The organism is Acinetobacter sp. 226 (assembly GCF_048147925.1).
Taxonomy (GTDB): domain Bacteria; phylum Pseudomonadota; class Gammaproteobacteria; order Pseudomonadales; family Moraxellaceae; genus Acinetobacter; species Acinetobacter pecorum.
In genome coordinates, this window is sequence record NZ_JAYWYX010000008.1 from 1 (window position 1) to 14,772 (window position 14,772).

The window sequence follows — 14,772 nt, forward strand, 5'->3', positions numbered from 1 at the left end:
TTCGACAGTTAGTTAGCTTTTTAACCCCTAAACCTATGAAAATCGGGTGGGGATGATTTTTTTGTCGTGTGCAGAGAGTATTCTTTTAATCTTTTTTGTTCATTTCAGAAAGTAGGTCCAGCTGAATTTCCTGGATTTGTGCCAGCCTTTCCCATTGATGTAGCAGCAAATGATCTAATTTTTCATGTAAATACTGAATTTCCAGTTCGGCTTTTAAATTAATCTGATAATCATTTTGTGAACGTAAACGGTCTTTTGCTTCCTGTCTATTCTGGCTCATCATAATAATAGGCGCCTGAATCGCTGCAAGACAGGACAGGATTAAATTCAACAGAATAAATGGATAAGGGTCTGCAGGCTGAGTCACCATCACCACAGTATTTATCGTAATCCATAGACCTAGGAAAATTGCAAAACAGATTAGAAAGACCCAGCTTCCACCAAAAGTTGCAATTTTATCGGCCAACCTTTCACTCAAGGTCCATTTTTGTTCCAATGCCGTTTCTACATTTTTGGTGATCAGCTCATGTTCATGCATGCTATGAATCACTTCAAACTCAAGATCAGTCAATTCACCCTTTTCCGAACTTAATAATGAATGCACATACTGCATGCGATATCGGGTCAGATCTGTCTGGCAGATATAATCTTGCGGAGTCCAGTCAGGAAGATCCTTTGCAATTTCTTCGGTAATGACCTTTCTGACAGTTCCCATCGGTGTAAGATTTTTTAAAGGAAAACGTTTGCCGCACACCAAGCAGCTATGATTTTCATTTTTTTCTTTCATGATGATTCTCTTTTTTACCAGCTTTTCCAGCTATCATTTGGATATATCTTATTGGTTTATTGATTTTTTACTTTTATAATTTTTATATCAGTTCAGTATTACTTTCCCTCGAACTATTAAATTATTAAGTCCCAAATCGGTTAGATCTTTGGTTGATAAAATGCTTTGCCAAGTGCACTATGATCTGATCATTCAGGTTAATTTTCAGATCGATTTCATCTATCTGTCTCTACCTAACATAAATTTACTATAATCATCATAATAATAAAGAAGAGGCTTCATTATGCGCCACTCATACCATCTTGAAAAACATTATATTGAACGTGCGGGCTGGCTTCGCGCAGCTGTACTGGGGGCAAATGACGGAATTATTTCAGTCACCAGTCTGGTGGTGGGTATCGCAGCCAGTGGAGCATCCAAGGAAATTTTACTGGTGACCTGTGTTGCTGGATTAATTTCTGGTGCCGCCTCTATGGCAGCGGGTGAATATATTTCAGTCAAATCCCAGCAGGATATTGAAAAAAATGACCTGCTCATGGAAGAGCGTGAACTGCAACGCCATCCCAATAATGAACTAAATGAGCTGAAGACGATTTATATACAACGCGGCCTGGAACCAGGTTTGGCACAAAGGGTTGCTGAGCAGTTGACTGAACATAATGCTTTGGATGCTCATGCCCGTGATGAGATTGGTATTTCAGCGCATACCTCTGCCCGACCCTTTCTTGCGGCATTTTCTTCAGCTCTGGCATTTACCGTAGGCTCATTATTTCCTTTAATCTCGATTATGATTCTGCCAGATCGATATCTGGATAAAGGCGTTATACTAATTGGGGTTCTAAGCTTGGGAATGATGGGTGCACTGGCAAGTTATGCAGGTGGAGTCAGCGTGTGGAAAGGTGCAGTCCGGGTAATGCTCTGGGGAATTATCGCCATGTTGTTTAGTGCCTGGATAGGATCATTATTTAATGTGTCAGTTGCCTAAACATCTGTTTATCGTTTTGACAGGCTCACAATATGATAGCGTGACTATTATTTTAAGTTAGCTGAATAAGGTTAATAAAAATCTGGCTACGCTAACAAAACTCGGGTTTATTTTAAGCCATTTTGGTTTTAATTTAGAAAATTAAAAGCAACATTCTTGAACTGAAAGATATATTTATGGAAACCGTAATTATTTTTGCCATGTTGGCAATTATCATAGTATTGCTGATCATTTTCTATAACAAGAAAAAGTAAGAAAGCAAATATTCACTTTTATAATTCTAAGGTTTTTGTAAAGCTTAAAATAAATTCTGTAGTTTTAAATCAATCAGACTTCTTTCATGAATCAGAAAATAATTATTTATTAAAATTTTAAATATTTTCATTATTAAATGATTTCTAAACCAAACTCGCGCTATTTTAGCTGAATTTTTCTTTAGATCTAAAAAAAAAATGAATCATAAAAAGCCTGATCTTGGTTGATCAGGCAATCCATCGATACTGAATAAAATGCATAAACAAAAAATCATGGGATTTGATTTAAATAAACTGCTTGATTGTTGGAAAACTATGTTGTCCGTATTCAAATATGGCAGCATCCCAGAGATCAAACATCGGAACTTTCACATCCAGAGCCAAAGGCAGTTTTTTTTCATTAAACTGCATATGCGTTAGATCTGTTCCCCAGGCGATCAAATCAACATCCAAAGTAATCTGATGTGATGGACGCACTCGCCCGGATGCCTTTTCTAGCTGTTTAAGTAGCTCAATCAATTCTCCACTGGACACCGAACTTCGCAATAAACACGCTGCATTCCAGTAATTGGCTCCTATGCCATCACGGCAAGGAATCATATAAATGGGAGAAAACTGAACTTCCCCCCATTCGGAAATACGTTGCTGTGCAGCCTGAAAATTTTGTTGAGGATGACAATTACTCGCTAATGCTAGGGCGAAAATCGTTTCGGTGGCGTTCAAGACGTATTCCTACAGAATTGGCTTGCGCGATAATGGCAGGCTTACGGATCGTAATATTAATCGATTCAATTGCTGTAAAGGTAGTAAAAAGTGCATTTAGCACCAACTTTGCTGCATGTTCAATCAATTCAGGCTTGGCTTCTTGAATGACCTTGCTGGAAATCTCACAAATTTCTGCATAATTTAGCGTATCTGCAAGCGCATCTGAGTTTGATGCCTGTTCTAAATCGGTGTGAATAGTCAAATCCAGCATTAAAGGCTGAATAATCTGGCGCTCCCAGTTAAAGCAGCCCACAACTGTCTCGACTTTTAAGCCTTCAATAATAATGGCGTCCATTGGATTGCTCGATAAGATGATATTTACCACTAATTTCCCGAAGTCCCTTTTTATTAAAGAGGGACTTGCATTGCTTATATTTTATCAAGCAATGAGACACTCCTCCATGCGCTTTTTTAAAGCCCTGCTTTAAAATTTGCGAAAGAAAAGAAGGTCGGGAGAAATTAAATTAATGCTTTAACAGCAGATTTGGATCCATACTTTGCACCATTTGCAAACGCTGATCTGCATAAATGTCTGTATATGGCGCAAGAATCCGCATAAAACGATCGAAATACAGCATTTGTTTGAACAGTAAGGCAAAATCACGCGGGAAGCGGATGCCATGACGCTCACCCACAGCCACCATATCCATCATGATATCGTTGAGATCTGCAGGACTTGAGGTCAGCAGTTCCTGCGGATCGGCAAGCATCACCCCGCTAAACAGACGCTCAAGATCAGCAGCCAGCACTTTAGTGTCAATCTCAACTGCAGTCATGCCCATTTTCAGCATGTTTTCTGCCATCAAGGTATAATTGGTATGCTGCAAAGCATCCATAAAGGCCATACATGCAGTCCACACTTCAGGTTTGAGCTGCCCAACAATACCGAAATCAATAAAACCAACCCGGCCATCTTCAAGAAGCATCAGATTACCGGCATGCAGATCAGCATGGAAACTATTACACATCATCAGACTACCAAACCAGGTATTCATGGCTGTAATTAATACCTGTGACGGGTCTTTTGCGACCTTTTTCACCACTTCAAAATCGGTCAGTGGCACACCATACAAACGCTGCATGGTCAGGACACGACGAGTTGAATACTGATGATAAACTTTTGGTGCCGTGGCCGCCTTGTTGTTGGTAATATTCAGATAATTGACGAAGTCATCCAGATTTTGTGCTTCTTCAATAAAGTCGACTTCACGTACCATCCGGGTTTTGATTTCTTCGACAATATCGGCCAGTGAGGCAAATTTCACTTTTGGTACGGCTTTTTCCAGCAGCTTTGTTGCCCAATGCAGGACATTCAAGTCGGTATAAAGAATGGTTTCCACACCCGGCTTTTGCACCTTAATAACAACATCTTCACCCGATACCAGTTTGGCCGCATGTACCTGTGCAATTGAGGCAGAAGCCAGTGGTGTTTCCTCGATTGAGGCAAAAATCTCATCCAGATTACGGCCAGCAAATTCTGAGGCCAGTACTTCCTGAATATAGCTAAATGGCAAAGTCGGCGTCTGGTCCAGACAGCCCTGAAATTCTTCTACATATTCACGTGGAAATAATGACGGCGTACTGGCAATAAACTGACCGAGCTTGATATAAGTTGAACCTAATGATTCAAAAGTCTCGCGCATGAGTTTGGCGTTGCTTGGCTTTTCGGTAGCATATTTGATGCCTGCCTTTGCCGCAACCACCGCGGTTTCACCCATACGGGCAACCGAGCGTATTCCATCTAACCAGATATTGTTTTTCATAATGTCTTAGGAAAAATTAATTACATGCAGTGTAGCAAAAAAATTAAAAATTGCAGGTTTATCTTGCCTGACAGATTGGACAATCTGTATCTTTTTCGAAACTTAAAATTCGCTGCTTGAAGCTGAGACCATCCCAAAGCAGAAGTTTCTGTCTCAGTGGCATTACTCCCAAGCCCAAATATAGCAATGCATGATGTGCCTGCAGACTTGCCATCACGTTGGGTGTGGTTGCGAGTACACCAGAATCGGCACAGCGTAAACTAGTATCCTCTTGATGCTCTGGCGGGAAGAGGCAGGCATAACAGGCAGAATCACCTTCAATCATAAACATTTGACCTTGCATGCCAATGGCCGAGGCGCTGATTAAGGGTACATTGAGTTTTACACAGATCTGATTGACCAAGTAGCGTGTTTCAAACTGGTCACAGCCATCCAGCACCAGATCCTGCTGCCCAATAATACTTTCTGCATTGTTCTCAGTTAAGGCCTGATTGATATAGTCAATCTGCACATTCGGATTAATCTGCCCCAGCCTTTTTGCCAGTGTTTCTGCCTTATAAAAACCTAAATCCTGTGGAGTAAAAGCCAGTTGTCGTTGCAGATTACTCATTTCAATCGTATCTGGATCAATCAGGGTAATTTTACCGACTCCGGCACGAGCCAGCAGTTCTGCTAAGACACAACCAATCCCGCCACATCCCACAATACAGATATTAGAAAATTTCAGTTTTTCCTGTGCTTCAATATCCCACCCCTCTAAGAGGAGCTGTCGAGCATATAAGTGCATTTCTGCATCGCTCAGTTCGAATTCTGAAGATACAGTATCCGTATTAAATGTAGACAATGTCTTTCCCTGTTTTGAAAATAGTTAAGAAGTAATCGTCATAGAAGTATAAGTACTGAAATTTCAATATATGGATATATTTCAGGTAAATTGACTTCCCTGCATATAACCAGCAAACCAAGCAATGGCTTAGAAACGGCATCAAATAGCATATCAGTTAAATGCTCGCGATCAAGTTGCCCATCTTGGGGTGCCACAGGATTTTTTAATGATACCAATTAGATCACAACTCGTGGAAAATTCTCATTTGTTTAATAGAAGCTATCAGAAATTTTAGATACTTACGTTGATTTAGAATAGCGTATGAAAATTTTTAGCTTCCTCTACTGTTGCAACATTGTGCCTGAGGATCCGCTAAACATTTCTCTCAATAAGTTATATTGCCACGTTAAACATGCCGAATGTTAACTTGCTGTAGGGAGTGAATTAACTTTTATAGTGCTCAACTCCTTCACTTTTCTTCATTTTCACTTGCGATTTCTTATAATTTTCTCTCATTTATTATCATATATTCACTCTTTACCACCCTGTAACTGCCCCCTGCTTGTTTAGTGCTTCTGTAGTCACTTTCTGCCATTCAGTATGAAAATGTATAAGTTCAGTGAGACCTTCTGTATCGGTTCTTAAATATGGTTAAGCTGCTTAAAGCCACAAAAAACTGAATCTTAAGAACCATGGAGCAATGATATGACTGAACAGCATTCAGAACATAATAACCGTGAAAAATTATGGGAATTGATCAAAGACGTCCGCTTTACCATGATCAGTCATCAGACCGATACTCAAGAACTTCACTCACAGCCAATGACCATGCTTAACTCTGAAGCGATGAATGAGGATCAGAATCTTTATTTTATTATGAAGGACACCAACGATATTGTTCAGGCTGTAAATGCGGGCCGTCGCCATTTGGGACTGTCTTTTTCCAAGCCCTCTGATGATATTTATGTATCCATTAGTGCACATGGGGAAATCAGTACAGACCGCATGCTGATTGAGAAGCTATGGAATCCTTGGGCAGAAAACTGGTTTCAGGGTAAAGACGACCCAAGCGTTCGTGTTCTGATTGCCAAAGCAGTAAGTGCTGAATACTGGAATGTGAAAGATAATAAAGTGACCCATTTACTCAAAGTTCTTAAAGGAAATGTAACAGGTAAACCGGAAGAACCAGATACAGAACATGAGAAAGTGACTCTATAAATTTTAAACTTTTCTCTCCTGTTTAGCCTCTTTTCATAAGAGGCTAAATATTTGATTATTTTAAATTTAAATGATTAAAAATTACATTGTAATGACTCAAATAGCGTGATTAATATTTTAAACAGCTCCTCAAAAGCAATCGGCTAAAAAATAAAAAGGCCGCGATTGCGACCTTATAAATTTGCTTTAGTAAAATTAACTGACCTGTTTTATTGCTTGAATTTTAGCAATTTCCTGCTGTTTAAGCAGATTGCGCTGAATTTTACCACTGGATGTTTTGGGTAAATCACTAACAAATTCAATCTCTTTTGGATAGGCATGTTTAGACAAGCGGGAACGCACATAGTTCTGCAGCTTGATCATCAAGTCTTCATTGGCGGTATATTGTGACTTGAGCACCACGAAGGCCTTCACAATTTCAGTGCGTTCAGGATCTGGCTTACCCACTACGGCGGATTCCAATACTTCCTCACATTCCAGCAAGGTGCTTTCTACATCAAAAGGCCCAACCCGATAGCCCGACGTGGTAATGACATCATCTGCACGACCAATAAAATCAATGCCACCATATTCATTCAGTTTGACTGTGTCACCGGTTAAATAATACTGACCAATAAAGGCTTTCCGGTTATTTCCGCCATAGCCGTCAAACCACATCAAAGGTGAAGCTGAACAGTCTATTGCCAGGGTACCGACACCGCCTTTTTCTACTTCCTGATGCTCTTTATTCAATACTGCAAAACGATGCCCCGGAATCGCAAATCCAGCCGAACCAACTTTTTTATAATGCTCCAGAGCATGATGATTGGCAATCACCATCCCAAGTTCAGTCTGTCCATACTGGTCATAAATATTGACGTTTAGATCCAGATTGAACCATTGAATCACTTCTGGAGTTAAGGGCTCACCTGCACTGCTGACTACACGTAAATATGCACTGATTTCAGCATCAAATTTTTCTTTAAAGCCAAAGAACATCCTGAATGCCGTTGGTGAGCCCGTCAGGTTATTCACCTGATATTTTTTAATGATTTCAATTGCATTGTCTACACTAAAAGCACGCTCATCCATAATGATGCTATGCCCTAAGCTCAAAGGACCTGCAATGCCATAATACAGGCCATAGGCCCAACCCGGATCGGCCAGATTCCAGAATGAATCCTCCTCACGTAAATCGACAGCGTGTAGCATATAGCCTTTAAATGCCAGTAAAGCCTTTAAAGGAACAGGCACTGATTTCGCCAGTCCGGTGGTACCTGAAGTAAACATCATCAAAAAAATATCACTGAATCGGCCTTGAACCGGTTCAAAATCGCTTGGATATTGCTTGATTTCAGTCCAGAAATCGGCATCTTCTTCAGCACAATCAGGAGTTGGATGTACAGTTAAAATATGAGGAATACTCAGATTATTCAATTTTGAATGCTGCTCCTGATTGGTAATAATCAGCTTGGTTTGAGCAGAGTTGATCCGATGTTCAATAGCCTTGCTTTCAAAAGCAGTAAATAGAGGCTGATAAACCGCACCGATACGCCAGGTCGCCAGTATGGTAATCAGCAGTTCGGGAGTGCGTGGAAGCAGACCGGCAATACAGTCGCCCGCGCGCAGCCCCCGTGCAGTCATGTAATGGGCCAGTTGTCCTGAAGCTTCAGCCAGCTGCTCAAAAGTCCATTGTTGTGCGTTTCCATTCTTGCCTTCCCAGATCAGTGCAGTTCGGTTTTGACCCAGGTAGCGACCACAGCATTCAGTATAAGCATTGATGTTCTCTGTACTTCCAACCAGATGTTCCTGAACCATATTTTCAAAATTAAAATCAGCATATGCCTGCTCTAATGTCTTCATGACGACAACCTCTTTCCTATTGTAGTTTTCAGGCGAGCTTGCCTGAGTTTATCCATTTGTATTTGTTGTTCCTGCTGATTCCATCAGCATAATTTTTCAAATCTGCATTCATGCCCTATGGCTAGGACCTGAATAAGGCTTATTTTCGATTATTCGCACTGTATGTCTTTAGAGCATCATATTCAGTTGAATCCTGCAATTTCCATATCCATCAATGTAAGTGCAGGATTTGAACATCCCTCAAAGTCTGTTTTTTTAAATTAAAAATCAGCGTTGACATACTTCACGCGCAATCACCAGTCGTTGAATATCTGATGCACCTTCATAAATCTGGCTCACTCGCACATCACGATAGATACGTTCAACCGGAAAATCCGACACATAGCCATAGCCACCATGAATCTGGATCGCATCCGAACAGACTCGCTCTGCGATAGTCGAAGCAAACAGCTTGGCCATAGAAGCTTCTTTTAAGCATGGCTGGCCAGCATCTTTGAGCGTTGCCGCATGCAAGACCAGTTGTCGCGCCGCTTCAATCTGGGTGGCCATATCGGCAAGCCGGAATGCCACAGCCTGATGTTGAACCAGTTCCACCCCAAAGGATTTACGCTGATTGGCATACTCTACCGCGGCATCCAGTGCAGCACGTGCCATACCGACAGATTGTGCTGCAATCCCGATCCGGCCCGACTCCAGATTAGACAAGGCAATTTTGTATCCTTCGCCTTCCTGCCCCAGCAGGTTGGCAGCAGGAATCCGGCAATTATCCAGAACGATGGTCGCGGTATCGGAACAATGTTGCCCCATTTTTTCTTCCAGACTGGACACGATATAACCCGGTATATCGGTCGGCACCAGAAAACATGAAATACCTTTTTTCCCTGCAGATTTATCGGTCACAGCAAATACTAGTGCAATCTGTGCGTGTTTACCTGTGGTGATAAATTGCTTGATGCCATTTAAAACCCACTCGTCGCCATCACGTTCGGCTTTACATTCCAGAGCGCTGGCATCCGACCCAGCTTGTGGCTCCGTCAGGCAAAAACACCCCAGCCATTCACCTGTCGCCAGTTTGGTCAGATATTTCTGTTTTTGTTCCTCTGTGCCATAGCGCTGGGTAATACCACAAGGCAAAGAATTCTGCACGCTGACAATCGTCGAGATCGCTCCATCTCCGGCGGCGATTTCCTCAAGAGCCAGTACCAGCGAAACATAGTCCAGACCTGCTCCACCCCATTGCTCGGAAACAGTCATGCCCAAAGCACCCAGCTCACCCAGTTCTTTGAGCTCCTGTGTGGGAAATTGTGCTGTTTTATCGCGCAAACCAGCGGTTGGTTTCAGCTTCTGCTGCGAATAATTCCGCATCATTTCCTGAATCATTTTTTGTTCGTCATTTAAAATCACGGGCCTTTCCCTTCTTTATTCGTTCTATCCAGCATCAGCACAGACTTTTTAATTTTCAAAATGTGATGTTTTTTTGGATGTATTCGGCAAATTCAACATACAACTTTCCCTGGCACGTCATTGCCATTTTGATGAATCAGAGAAAGTATCTTTATTTAATGAATTATTTTGGTGCCATACGGATTGCACCATCCAGACGAATCACTTCACCATTCAAATAACTATTTTCAAAAATATGACCAACTAACTGAGCAAATTCCCGTGGTTTGGCCAGACGTGGTGGAAATGGCACCATTTGTCCTAAAGCATCCTGGACATTTTGCGGCATGCCTTTCAGCATTGGAGTTTCCATGATGCCCGGCGCGATGGTCATGACACGGATCGCTTCACGAGCCAGTTCACGTGCCAAAGGTAAAGTCATTGCGACTACTGCACCTTTGGATGCCGCATAAGCAGTTTGACCAATTTGGCCGTCATAAGCGGCAACCGAAGCGGTATTCACAATCACGCCACGTTCTTCTTCACCCGATTGCAGCTCATATTTTGCGATTAAAGCCGCCGCATGACGCAGCATATTAAAAGTACCGCTCACATTAATATTCAGCACTTTCTGGAACATCGCCAATTCATGGATGCCGTTTCGTCCCAATATTTTGGCAGATGGTGCAATCCCGGCACAGTTCACCAGACCATTTAGCTGACCATAATTGCTTTCGACTTCAGCAAAGAAGGCTTCGACAGCCTGCTCGTCAGTGACATCCAGTTGTACAAATTCGGCCTGCTCACCCAGTTGCTCCTGCAGCGCGACACCCTGTTCCTGGTTCATGTCTACCAGAATAACCTTGGCACCCTGTTCCACCAGATGGGTTGCTGTGGCTGCACCCAGACCCGACGCGCCCCCGGTAACCACTATCACTTTTCCCTGAATTTTCATGTTTATGTCCTTTAGATATTTTAAAAGTTACGACTTATGAAGAAGAGTAAACAGAGATTTTATTCTGTACAATTTCCAAATATTGCATCTTGATTGATGGATTTGGACAATAAAAAAAGGATTTCTGACCGGCCATGCATTTACCTGTCTTGGAATATAGCAAGGGAACCATCTCGATTGATCTGGTTCATGAAGCATTATTGAATGCCAAAGCACAACATTACGATATTGCTGTTATCTTAAATAAAGCCGGTATTCCGTTAGAGATTCTGCACTCAGCTAAGGCTCGGATTTCAGTGGCGCAATATGCAGCACTATGGACCGCGTTAGCAGACAGCATGAATGATGAATTTTTTGGTATGGATAGTCATCCCATGCGCCGTGGCAGTTTCAAGCTGTTATCCAAAATGCTGTTGCAGACAGAGACACTAGAACAAGCCTTGCAACAAATCCTGCAGTTTTTTAACCTGATTCTGGATGATCTGCACAGTACACTCATGGTCGAGGAAAACTTTGCCTATATCGTAATTTATGACCAGAAACAGACCAAACGCATGTTCAGTTATGCCACCTATGTAATGCTGATCCATACCCTCTTATGCTGGTTAAGCGGCCAGCGAATTTTACTCAATCAGATTCAGCTGAAATGCACCGCGCCAATCAATGATTTTGACTATAAAGTCCGGTTTTGTGAACAGATTGAATATCAGGCCAGTGAAAACTATATCCAGTTTGATGCTGCCTATTTGCAACTCCCAGTAAAACAGGATCAGACTTCCTGGTATCAGTTTATTCAGCAGACGCCACATAACCTGCTGGTCCGTTTTAAAAATCCGTATGCTTTAAGCACCCAGATTCGCAAACAGCTATTAGATGTACCACCCGCAGACTGGCTGGAACTGAATGAACTTGCTTTGCAAATGAATATCTCTGAAGCCACCATACAACGCCGTCTGAAAAATGAAGGCCTGAGTTATCAGCAACTTAAAAATGAAATTCGTTGTGATACTGCGATTGTGCTCTTAACCCGTACAGAGCAAAGTCTGCAGGATATCAGTGATCAGTTAAATTTCCAGGAAGTCAGCGCCTTTCATCGTGCCTTTAAAAAATGGACTGGTGTCAGTCCGGGGGCTTACCGGCAAAATATTACAAAATAATCTATATATATTAAGACGTGAAAACGATTAAAACTCAATTAATGACTTTAACGATATATTTATTCAATAGTTATATAATTCAAGGGTCGTAGTCTTAAATTACAGAACTATAGAGTCATCCTAAAAGCTTTTATTCTCCTATTAATATGGGTTATTTTTCAATCAATTTAAAACATCCATTTTTGGCTGTATTTTTTATTTTCCTTTCTTGTTGAAGGTATCTCCATGTTAAAGATGACTGATGTATTTGAACAAAATCTTGTTCAGAATTTCTCGAAAGCTTTATTTTCTTCAACTGACCTCATCACAGAACAGTTGAATCAAGGGATTTTAAATGCATCGGATGCAGAACTTAAACATGCAATTTTGCACTTCTTTAATCAGGTAGACGCTGTAGAAGCGGCTCAAGCCCTTGAAATACCAGAAGAACGTATCAACGAGTTACAGCAAGGTATTGCATTGAAAGATGAAAAATCTTTGGCAGACACTTTGAAGGTTGTGGCACTTTGTCTGGCAATGGAAACTGGCAGTCTGGATCAGGTCGAAGTATATGACTGTCTACAGGACTATCCGATGTAATTCTTTTTTAAGAATTCCTCGAAAGCGGTGCTCTGGCATCGCTTTTTTTTATTTTTAGTTATACTGCCTTGGCGTGATGCCATTAAGAATGTTTAAGGTTTCAGATGCAACTGGGAATTGATAAAAACTTGAATAAAAAAGCGACCATACCGGTCGCTTTTTAATAAAGAAAGATAGATTACAGATTAATGTGGCCACTTCGCCAAAGTCACACGATCATTACCACCATAATCTTTAACCGTGCGGACTTGCTTATAGCCCGCCTGTTTAAATAGATGTTGTACGGCGTCTGCCTGATCATAACCATGCTCAAGCACCACCCAACCATTCACAGTCAAATGCTTCTTGGCTTGAATAATAACGTCCTCCAGATCAGCCAGACCCTTTTTGTCTGCCACCAGAGCACGTTCCGGCTCAGTCGCCAGATTCGACATATGTGCATCATTCGCATCGATATACGGCGGGTTTGATACAATCGCATCAAAGAACTGACGGCCAAATGGCTTTAACCATGAACCGAGAACAAATTCCACATTCTCAATATCATGCTGTTCTGCATTATACTTCGCTACCTCAAGCGTAGGCGCGTAAATATCCGAAGCCGTTACGAACCAGTTTGGACGCTCGGATGCAAGCGATAAGGCAATTGCACCTGTACCGGTACCTAAATCTGCCACACGGGCATCTTCAGGCAGGTCCAATTTCAACACAGTCTCAACCAGTACTTCAGTATCTGGTCGTGGTACCAAAGTATCTTTGGTCACTTTGAGGTCCAAAGTCCAGAATGGCTGTGAACCAGTGACATAAGCCAAAGGCTCACCGGCAGCTATACGCGCCAGACCGTCTTTATACGCCTGTTCCTGTTCCGGCGTTAGTTCCTGATCCTTTTTCATCAGCAGATCAAATGAATCAATCTTGGTGATGTGTTCCAGTAACCAGGCATTTTCCTGACGTTCGTAACTTTCAGCTTCGCCGCGCAAAGCCAGCGCTTGTAAAATATTCATTATCCACCATTCTGCTGTGCAAGCATGGCCAACTGATCGGCCTGATATTCACGATGCAGACTGTCCAGCAATTCAGTCAGATCACCTTCCATCACCGCATCCAGCTTGTATAAGGTCAAGTTAATACGATGATCGGTCATACGGCCTTGTGGATAGTTGTAGGTACGAATACGTTCGGACCGGTCACCTGAACCAACCAGGTCACGACGCATTTCAGAAGTAGCCGCATCCGCAGCAGCACGTTTGGCATTTTCCAGACGTGAAACCAGTAAAGCCATGGCTTTGGCTTTATTTTTATGCTGTGAACGTTCATCCTGACACTCAACCACTGTACCGGTTGGGAGGTGGGTAATACGAACAGCAGAGTCAGTTTTGTTAATATGCTGACCACCGGCACCTGAAGCACGGTAAGTATCAATACGCAAATCAGATGAATTGATTTCAACCGAAGTATCGACATCCACTTCCGGAAGAATCGCTACCGTACATGCAGAAGTATGGACGCGGCCCTGAGATTCGGTTGCAGGTACACGCTGCACACGATGCGCACCACTTTCGAATTTCAGGCGACCATAGACACCTTCACCATTAATCAGACAAATGACTTCTTTATAACCGCCATGCTCGCCTTCATTTTCGGACAGGATTTCAAGTTTCCAGCCTTGAGACTCAGCATATTTACTATACATACGGAACAGGTCACCCGAGAAAATTGCCGCTTCATCACCGCCTGTTCCAGCACGAATTTCTAAATACGCCGAGTTGGCATCATTCGGATCTTTCGGAATCATCAGGATATTCAGATCAGCTTCAAGCGATTCAATTAAAGCTTTATTTTCTTTAATTTCTTCCTGTGCCATTTCCTTGAAATCCGGGTCTGACAGCATGGCCTGAGCCGTTTCGATGTCTTCTTCAGCCTGTCTGTACTTGGTCCAGACATTGGTGATTTCTGTTAAGTCATTATGCTCACGTGATAATTGACGGAAGCGCTTGTTATCAGAAATGACTTCTACATCAGCTAGCAATGCGGTCAGTTCTTCATGGCGGTCAGAGAGCTGGTCTAATCGTAAACGTAACGATTCTTTCATTTTCTAAAAAATCTCAAACATATGGCTGCAGCTAAATATTCATTTAGCACAGCGAAATCAAAAAATTGCGCCTAGTTTAACGACTCTGGCCTCTAATGAACATCATTATTGAGTAAGTCCAGCTTGCTATTGTTCTCGTTCTAATGCCTTTGTTAATAAATATGAT

Annotated in this window: 14 protein-coding genes; 4 read left to right on the forward strand and 10 right to left on the reverse strand. The window is 42.0% G+C overall.

Annotation, left to right across the window (positions count from 1 at the left end; all coding sequences use genetic code 11):
* Positions 1 to 85: 85 nt before the first annotated feature.
* On the reverse strand, positions 86 to 787 hold the full coding sequence (locus tag VXP95_RS04860) for a DUF1003 domain-containing protein (protein ID WP_416711578.1): 702 nt from the start codon (positions 785 to 787) through the stop codon (positions 86 to 88).
* A gap of 283 nt (positions 788 to 1,070) precedes the next feature.
* Between VXP95_RS04860 and VXP95_RS04865 the strand changes: the two genes are divergently transcribed.
* The gene (locus VXP95_RS04865) at positions 1,071 to 1,772 is read left to right on the forward strand and encodes a VIT1/CCC1 transporter family protein (RefSeq protein ID WP_064102681.1); all 702 of its coding nucleotides are present in this window, start codon (positions 1,071 to 1,073) and stop codon (positions 1,770 to 1,772) included.
* A 539-nt stretch (positions 1,773 to 2,311) separates the two neighbouring features.
* Here the strand turns inward: VXP95_RS04865 and VXP95_RS04870 are convergent.
* From VXP95_RS04870 to VXP95_RS04885, 4 genes are all read right to left on the reverse strand, one after another.
* Positions 2,312 to 2,749: a 2-amino-4-hydroxy-6-hydroxymethyldihydropteridine diphosphokinase gene (locus VXP95_RS04870; protein ID WP_416711579.1), complete on the reverse strand. Its 438-nt coding sequence runs from the start codon at positions 2,747 to 2,749 to the stop codon at positions 2,312 to 2,314.
* Positions 2,706 to 3,086, reverse strand: coding sequence for a dihydroneopterin aldolase (gene folB, locus VXP95_RS04875; protein WP_064096496.1), 381 nt, complete (start codon positions 3,084 to 3,086; stop codon positions 2,706 to 2,708). Before folB ends, VXP95_RS04870 begins: the two co-directional genes overlap by 44 nt.
* A gap of 169 nt (positions 3,087 to 3,255) precedes the next feature.
* On the reverse strand, positions 3,256 to 4,554 hold the full coding sequence (locus VXP95_RS04880) for an ABC1 kinase family protein (protein WP_416680633.1): 1,299 nt from the start codon (positions 4,552 to 4,554) through the stop codon (positions 3,256 to 3,258).
* Between the two features lie 58 nt (positions 4,555 to 4,612).
* Positions 4,613 to 5,398 carry a HesA/MoeB/ThiF family protein gene (locus tag VXP95_RS04885; protein ID WP_416705764.1) on the reverse strand — a complete coding sequence of 262 codons (786 nt, stop codon included), beginning with the start codon at positions 5,396 to 5,398 and terminating at the stop codon, positions 4,613 to 4,615.
* Positions 5,399 to 6,085: 687 nt separating this feature from the next.
* Between VXP95_RS04885 and VXP95_RS04890 the strand changes: the two genes are divergently transcribed.
* Positions 6,086 to 6,598, forward strand: a complete 513-nt coding sequence (locus tag VXP95_RS04890) for a pyridoxamine 5'-phosphate oxidase family protein (RefSeq protein WP_064096498.1) — start codon at positions 6,086 to 6,088, stop codon at positions 6,596 to 6,598.
* A gap of 195 nt (positions 6,599 to 6,793) precedes the next feature.
* Here VXP95_RS04890 and VXP95_RS04895 read toward each other — a convergent pair whose 3' ends face one another.
* The 3 genes from VXP95_RS04895 to VXP95_RS04905 all read right to left on the reverse strand — a co-directional run bounded on the left by VXP95_RS04895 (position 6,794) and on the right by VXP95_RS04905 (position 10,778).
* Positions 6,794 to 8,440 (reverse strand): AMP-binding protein, encoded by a 1,647-nt coding sequence (locus VXP95_RS04895; protein ID WP_416711580.1) that lies wholly within the window; start codon positions 8,438 to 8,440, stop codon positions 6,794 to 6,796.
* Positions 8,441 to 8,707: 267 nt separating this feature from the next.
* Positions 8,708 to 9,844, reverse strand: a complete 1,137-nt coding sequence (locus VXP95_RS04900; RefSeq protein ID WP_064102683.1) for an acyl-CoA dehydrogenase family protein — start codon at positions 9,842 to 9,844, stop codon at positions 8,708 to 8,710.
* Positions 9,845 to 10,007: 163 nt separating this feature from the next.
* The gene (locus VXP95_RS04905; RefSeq protein WP_416705767.1) at positions 10,008 to 10,778 is read right to left on the reverse strand and encodes a 3-hydroxyacyl-CoA dehydrogenase; all 771 of its coding nucleotides are present in this window, start codon (positions 10,776 to 10,778) and stop codon (positions 10,008 to 10,010) included.
* A gap of 134 nt (positions 10,779 to 10,912) precedes the next feature.
* Here VXP95_RS04905 and VXP95_RS04910 point away from each other — a divergent pair, with 134 nt between their 5' ends.
* Both VXP95_RS04910 and VXP95_RS04915 read left to right on the forward strand, forming a co-directional pair.
* On the forward strand, positions 10,913 to 11,935 hold the full coding sequence (locus VXP95_RS04910) for an AraC family transcriptional regulator (RefSeq protein WP_416711581.1): 1,023 nt from the start codon (positions 10,913 to 10,915) through the stop codon (positions 11,933 to 11,935).
* A gap of 225 nt (positions 11,936 to 12,160) precedes the next feature.
* Complete coding sequence (locus VXP95_RS04915) at positions 12,161 to 12,514, forward strand: hypothetical protein (RefSeq protein ID WP_064096503.1); 354 nt, start codon at positions 12,161 to 12,163, stop codon at positions 12,512 to 12,514.
* A 185-nt stretch (positions 12,515 to 12,699) separates the two neighbouring features.
* Here VXP95_RS04915 and prmC read toward each other — a convergent pair whose 3' ends face one another.
* Positions 12,700 to 13,518 carry a peptide chain release factor N(5)-glutamine methyltransferase gene (gene prmC, locus VXP95_RS04920; RefSeq protein ID WP_416705769.1) on the reverse strand — a complete coding sequence of 273 codons (819 nt, stop codon included), beginning with the start codon at positions 13,516 to 13,518 and terminating at the stop codon, positions 12,700 to 12,702.
* Positions 13,518 to 14,606 (reverse strand): peptide chain release factor 1, encoded by a 1,089-nt coding sequence (gene prfA / locus VXP95_RS04925; RefSeq protein WP_064096505.1) that lies wholly within the window; start codon positions 14,604 to 14,606, stop codon positions 13,518 to 13,520. Before prfA ends, prmC begins: the two co-directional genes overlap by 1 nt.
* Between the last annotated feature and the right edge of the window lie 166 nt (positions 14,607 to 14,772).

Excerpts from the sequence above, each read along its gene's own strand:
- VXP95_RS04895 (WP_416711580.1), bottom strand. The coding sequence starts at position 8,440 with ATGAAGACATTAGAGCAGGCATATGCTGATTTTAATTTTGAAAATATG.
- VXP95_RS04890 (WP_064096498.1), top strand. The coding sequence starts at position 6,086 with ATGACTGAACAGCATTCAGAACATAATAACCGTGAAAAATTATGGGAA.
- folB (WP_064096496.1), bottom strand. The coding sequence starts at position 3,086 with ATGGACGCCATTATTATTGAAGGCTTAAAAGTCGAGACAGTTGTGGGC.
- VXP95_RS04915 (WP_064096503.1), top strand. The coding sequence starts at position 12,161 with ATGTTAAAGATGACTGATGTATTTGAACAAAATCTTGTTCAGAATTTC.
- VXP95_RS04905 (WP_416705767.1), bottom strand. The coding sequence starts at position 10,778 with ATGAAAATTCAGGGAAAAGTGATAGTGGTTACCGGGGGCGCGTCGGGT.
- prmC (WP_416705769.1), bottom strand. The coding sequence starts at position 13,518 with ATGAATATTTTACAAGCGCTGGCTTTGCGCGGCGAAGCTGAAAGTTAC.
- prfA (WP_064096505.1), bottom strand. The coding sequence starts at position 14,606 with ATGAAAGAATCGTTACGTTTACGATTAGACCAGCTCTCTGACCGCCAT.
- VXP95_RS04860 (WP_416711578.1), bottom strand. The coding sequence starts at position 787 with ATGAAAGAAAAAAATGAAAATCATAGCTGCTTGGTGTGCGGCAAACGT.
- VXP95_RS04865 (WP_064102681.1), top strand. The coding sequence starts at position 1,071 with ATGCGCCACTCATACCATCTTGAAAAACATTATATTGAACGTGCGGGC.
- VXP95_RS04910 (WP_416711581.1), top strand. The coding sequence starts at position 10,913 with ATGCATTTACCTGTCTTGGAATATAGCAAGGGAACCATCTCGATTGAT.
- VXP95_RS04880 (WP_416680633.1), bottom strand. The coding sequence starts at position 4,554 with ATGAAAAACAATATCTGGTTAGATGGAATACGCTCGGTTGCCCGTATG.